Origin of the sequence: Streptomyces sp. NPDC057253, from assembly GCF_042669125.1 — a bacterium.
GTDB lineage: Bacteria > Actinomycetota > Actinomycetes > Streptomycetales > Streptomycetaceae > Streptomyces.
This window is the reverse complement of record NZ_JBHUXV010000256.1, coordinates 1-5,161: the sequence shown is the minus strand read 5'-3', so window position 1 is coordinate 5,161 and position 5,161 is coordinate 1. Positions and strand designations below refer to the sequence as shown.

Here is a 5,161-nt window from a genome sequence, read left to right as displayed (position 1 = left end):
TGTGGGGGCGCTCGGTCTGTGACGGTCGGCCCCACTGTGCTGTACCCGGTGGCTACAGCACCGGCAGGTTCTTCCGCAGCTCGAAGGCCGTGACCTCGCTGCGGTACTCCTCCCACTCCTGCCGCTTGTTGCGCAGGAAGAAGTCGAAGACGTGTTCGCCGAGGGTTTCGGCGACCAGGTCGCTGCGTTCCATCAGGGTCAGGGCCTCGCCCAGGTTCTGCGGGAGGGGCTCGATGCCCATCGCCCGGCGCTCGGCGTCCGAGAGGGCCCAGACGTCGTCCTCGGCGCCCGGAGGGAGTTCGTAGCCCTCCTCGATGCCCTTCAGGCCCGCGGCCAGGAGGACGGCGTAGGCCAGGTACGGGTTGGCGCCGGAGTCGATCGAGCGGACCTCGATGCGCGCCGAGCCGGTCTTGCCGGGCTTGTACATCGGGACGCGGACCAGGGCCGAGCGGTTGTTGTGGCCCCAGCAGATGTACGAGGGGGCCTCGCCGCCGGCGCCGGCGGTGCGCTCGGTGCCGCCCCAGATGCGCTTGTAGGAGTTGACCCACTGGTTGGTGACCGCGGAGATCTCCGCCGCGTGCTTCAGCAGGCCCGCGATGAAGGAGCGGCCGACCTTGGAGAGCTGGTACTCCGAGCCCGACTCGTAGAACGCGTTCCGGTCGCCCTCGAAGAGTGAGAGGTGGGTGTGCATGCCCGAGCCCGGGTGCTCCGAGAACGGCTTCGGCATGAAGGTCGCCTGGACGCCCTGCTCCAGCGCCACCTGCTTCATGACCAGGCGGAACGTCATGATGTTGTCCGCCGTGGAGAGCGCGTCGGCGTAGCGGAGGTCGATCTCCTGCTGGCCGGGGGCGCCCTCGTGGTGGGAGAACTCGACCGAGATGCCCATCGACTCCAGCATGGTGATCGCCTGGCGGCGGAAGTCCATGCCGATGTTCTGGGGGGTGTGGTCGAAGTAACCCGAGTTGTCGGCCGGGGTCGGGCGCGAGCCGTCCAGCGGGCGGTCCTTCAGGAGGAAGAACTCGATCTCCGGGTGGGTGTAGAAGGTGAAGCCCAGGTCCGAGGTACGGGCCAGGGCCCGCTTGAGGACGTACCGCGGGTCGGCGAAGGACGGGGAGCCGTCGGGCATGAGGATGTCGCAGAACATCCGGGCGGTGCCGGGGGCCTCCGCGCGCCAGGGCAGCACCTGGAAGGTCGATGGGTCCGGCTTGGCGATCATGTCGGATTCGTATACGCGGGCGAATCCCTCGATCGCCGAACCGTCGAAGCCGATGCCCTCGTCGAAGGCCTGTTCCAGTTCCGCCGGGGCCACGGCGACGGACTTGAGGAAGCCCAGCACGTCCGTGAACCACAGGCGTACGAACCGGATGTCGCGCTCCTCCAAGGTCCGGAGCACGAACTCCTGCTGCTTGTCCATCTTCGACTTCCCCATCCTTGCTGGTCAGGCCGCCTGTCTCCGTGTCCCGCAGGAGGCGGTCGGGCACCTGAGCATCACACCACAACAGCGTTTCGAGCGCGTTGCCGACCTTGATCTCCCGGGCGAGCCCGGGGTGAACGCCTCACGTCCGGCGGATGCACTGCTCTGCCGCCCATCTTGCCTGCTCGGACTGACATACGTAATGCCCGGCCCACCCCGTCTCATCCGGGGCCCCGGGTTTCCTGTGGGCTCCCTGCGAGAAGCCGCCCCCGCCCCACTACGATCAGCGGACCGGTCTTCACCGTCCGCCCCGCCCCTTTCCCCCAGAAGGACACACCTCATGGGTTCCGCCAAGAAGAGCACCTCCGCGGCACGCAAGGCGCGCATAGAGGAGATGCGGCGCGCCGAAAAGGCCCGCGCGCGCCGCAACCGGATCCTCGTCATCACCGCCAGTGTGGTCGCCGTGGCCGGTCTGGCCGCCGGTACCGTCGCTCTCGTCCAGTCGCAGTCCGACGACAGCACGGCGGCCGACGGCAAGGGCAAGGGGCATTTCGTCACGGGCTCGGACGGCGTGAAGACCTGGAAGGGCACGCTGGGCCGCACCCATGTCGCCAAGACGGTGAACTACCCGATGGAGCCCCCGGTGGGCGGCGACCACAACCAGGTCTGGATGAACTGCAACGGCGACGTCTACACCAAGGCCGTCAACAACATGAACGCCGTGCACTCCCTGGAGCACGGCGCGGTCTGGGTGACGTACACCAGCGCGGCCAAGAAGGCCGACGTCGACGCGCTCGCGGCCAAGGTGAAGAAGACGCCGTACACGCTGATGAGCCCGGACGACAAGCAGAAGGACCCGATCGTGCTGTCGGCCTGGGGCCACCAGCGGACGGTGACGAGCGCCACCGACCCGAACGTCGACAAGTTCTTCGAGAAGTTCGTGCAGGGCCAGCAGACGCCCGAGCCGGGCGCGGCGTGCACGGGTGGTCTGTCGCAGTGAGGTTCGCGGGAGTGGCCGTGGCGGTGGCGGGCGTGCTCGTCGCGGCCGGCGCGATCACCTACGCCGTCGCGGAGGACGGCGGCTCGGGCGACACGCCCACCGCCGAGTCGGCGGACGCGGGTTTCGCGCGCGACATGGCCGTACACCACCAGCAGGCCGTCGAGATGTCGTACATCGTGCGCGACCGCACCAAGGACGTCGAGGTGCGGCGGCTCGCCTACGACATCGCGCAGACGCAGGCCAACCAGCGCGGCATGCTGCTGGGCTGGCTGGATCTGTGGGGGTTGCCCAAGGTGTCGGCGGATCCGCCGATGACGTGGATGGGCATGGGTGACATGCCGTCGGCCGGCGAGGGTTCGCTGATGCCGGGCATGGCGACCGACAGCGAGCTGAAGAAGCTGGGCACGCTGAACGGCAGGCAGGCCGAGGTCTTCTACCTCCAGTTGATGACGGAGCATCACCGGGGCGGCATCCACATGGCGAAGGGCTGTGTGGACAAGTGCACGGTCGGCGTGGAGAAGCGGCTCGCGCAGGGGATGGTCGACGCGCAGCAGTCGGAGATCGATCTGATGACGGGGATGTTGAAGGAGCGGGGCGCGAAGCCGGGATCATAGAGGGTTAACCCTCTAACCAGCCTTTTTCATTAGGTTAATTGGGCTCTTCTTGGCATGCGCATTCCCCTCGCATGAAGAGTTCGTCGCAAGAGTGGCCATCGCGTCGAGTGATCACTCGCGACGAACCGCATCCAGGGGGTTCCATGAGATCCAACCGCGCCAAACTTCGCGCCGGAGTGAGCATGGCGGCGACACTGCCCATGCTCGCGGGCGCGCTGGCGCTCGGTATACCCGCGGCCCACGCCGCGGACAGCCCGAACCGCGACACACTGGCCGGGACCAAGCCGGCGTGGGCCACGGCCAAGGCCGACAAGGGCGCCACCTCGGACAGTGCCAAGGTCTCCGCCCGGGTCTACCTCGCCGGCAAGGACGCCACCGGCCTCGCCGCCTACGCGAAGTCCGTGTCCGACCCGAACTCGGCGTCGTACGGCAAGTACCTGAGCGCCAAGCAGGCGCAGCAGCGCTTCGGCGCCACCAAGGCGCAGGTGACCGCGGTCAAGTCCTGGCTGACGGCCGCCGGTCTGAAGGTCACGGACGTCACCGAGCACTACGTCGCCGTCAGCGGTGACGTGGCCGCCGTCGAGAAGGCCTTCGGGACCCAGCTGCACAACTACACCAAGGGCTCGAAGACCTACCGCGCCCCGGCCAAGGCCGCGTCCGCGCCGGCCGGCCTCGACGGTGCCGTCCTGACCGTCACCGGTCTCGACAACGCGCCGCACAAGGCCAGCAGCAAGGACCAACTGCCGCCGCCGGACGCCGTGTTCAAGAACTCCGGGCCGTTCTCCTCGTACTACGGCTCGAACATCGCGAGCACGCTGCCCGACGCCTACGGCACCAAGATCCCGTACGCGATCAAGGGCTACACGGGCAGGCAGCTGCGTGCCGCGTACGGCGCGGGCACGTACACGGGCAAGGGGGTGCGGGTCGCGATCACGGACGCGTACGCCTCCCCGACCATCGCCTTCGACGCGGCCACGTACGCGAAGAAGAACGGTGACGCCGCCTACACCACCGGGCAGCTGAAGCAGGTGCTGCCCAAGAACTACACGAAGACCGACGAGTGCGGGGCGGCCGGCTGGTACGGCGAGGAGACCCTCGACGTCGAAGCCGTGCACGCGGTCGCGCCGGACGCGAACATCACGTACGTGGGTGCCGCGTCCTGCTACGACGACGATCTGCTCGACTCGCTCAGCAAGATCGTCGACAACCACCTGGCCGACATCGTCTCGAACTCCTGGGGCGACATCGAGGCCAACCAGACCCCGGACCTCGCGGCCGCCTACGACCAGGTCTTCCAGTTCGGCGCGGTCGAGGGCATCGGCTTCTACTTCTCCTCCGGTGACAACGGCGACGAGGTCGCCAACACCGGTACGAAGCAGGTCGACACCCCGGCCAACTCGGCGTGGGTGACGGCGGTCGGCGGTACCTCGCTGGCGGTCGGCAAGGGCGACAAGTACCTGTGGGAGACCGGCTGGGGCACCGAGAAGGCCCTGCTGTCCGCGGACGGCAAGAGCTGGACCAACTTCCCCGGCGCGTTCACCTCGGGCGCGGGCGGCGGCACCAGCAAGACGGTCGCCGAGCCCTTCTACCAGAAGGCCGTCGTCCCGAACGCGCTCGCCACGGCCAACAACGCCGCCGGCAACCGTGTCGTTCCGGACATCTCCGCGATCGCCGACCCGAACACCGGTTTCCTGGTGGGGCAGACGCAGACCTTCCCCGACGGCTCGCAGCAGTACAGCGAGTACCGCATCGGCGGCACCTCGCTGGCCTCGCCGGTGATCGCGGCCGTGCAGGCGCTGGCGCAGCAGGCGGGCGGCGGCAAGGCGCTCGGCTTCGCCAACCCGTCGATCTACTCGAAGTACGGGTCCCGGGTGTACCACGACGTCACGGACAACCCGACGGGCTCCGGCCTCGCGGAGGCCCGCGTCGACTTCGCCAACAGCTTCGACGCCTCCGAGGGTCTGATCACCTCGGTGCGCAGCCTCGGCAAGGACAGCTCGCTGTCCGCGGTGAAGGGCTACGACGACGTGACGGGTGTGGGTACGCCCGCGAACGGCTACGTCCAGTCGTTCAACCGGCACTGACGCGCACGTACGTCCACAGGGCCCGGTCCCGGGGTGAGAACCCCGGGAC

4 protein-coding genes are annotated in these 5,161 nt (G+C 68.4%); 3 read left to right on the top strand and 1 reads right to left on the bottom strand.

The features are described from left to right. Positions 1–52: 52 nt before the first annotated feature. A complete protein-coding gene (gene glnA, locus ACFULQ_RS48490) occupies positions 53–1,414 on the bottom strand; it encodes a type I glutamate--ammonia ligase (RefSeq protein ID WP_020141203.1) in 1,362 nt (453 codons plus the stop codon). Between the two features lie 340 nt (positions 1,415–1,754). On the opposite strand from glnA, the gene ACFULQ_RS48485 reads away from it, so the two are divergent. The 3 genes from ACFULQ_RS48485 to ACFULQ_RS48475 all read left to right on the top strand — a co-directional run bounded on the left by ACFULQ_RS48485 (position 1,755) and on the right by ACFULQ_RS48475 (position 5,112). After that, entirely contained in the window at positions 1,755–2,414 is a 660-nt protein-coding gene (locus ACFULQ_RS48485; RefSeq protein WP_383558078.1) for a DUF3105 domain-containing protein, read from the top strand. Next, positions 2,411–3,028, top strand: coding sequence for a DUF305 domain-containing protein (locus tag ACFULQ_RS48480; protein WP_383558076.1), 618 nt, complete (start codon positions 2,411–2,413; stop codon positions 3,026–3,028). The genes ACFULQ_RS48485 and ACFULQ_RS48480 overlap by 4 nt, the downstream gene beginning before the upstream one ends. A gap of 182 nt (positions 3,029–3,210) precedes the next feature. Next, positions 3,211–5,112, top strand: coding sequence for a protease pro-enzyme activation domain-containing protein (locus tag ACFULQ_RS48475; protein WP_383558074.1), 1,902 nt, complete (start codon positions 3,211–3,213; stop codon positions 5,110–5,112). The last annotated feature ends 49 nt before the right edge of the window (positions 5,113–5,161 follow it).

What these genes read in the sequence shown, in the direction of transcription:
- glnA (WP_020141203.1), bottom strand. Translation starts at nt 1,414, where the DNA reads ATGGACAAGCAGCAGGAGTTCGTGCTCCGGACCTTGGAGGAGCGCGAC.
- ACFULQ_RS48485 (WP_383558078.1), top strand. Translation starts at nt 1,755, where the DNA reads ATGGGTTCCGCCAAGAAGAGCACCTCCGCGGCACGCAAGGCGCGCATA.
- ACFULQ_RS48475 (WP_383558074.1), top strand. Translation starts at nt 3,211, where the DNA reads ATGGCGGCGACACTGCCCATGCTCGCGGGCGCGCTGGCGCTCGGTATA.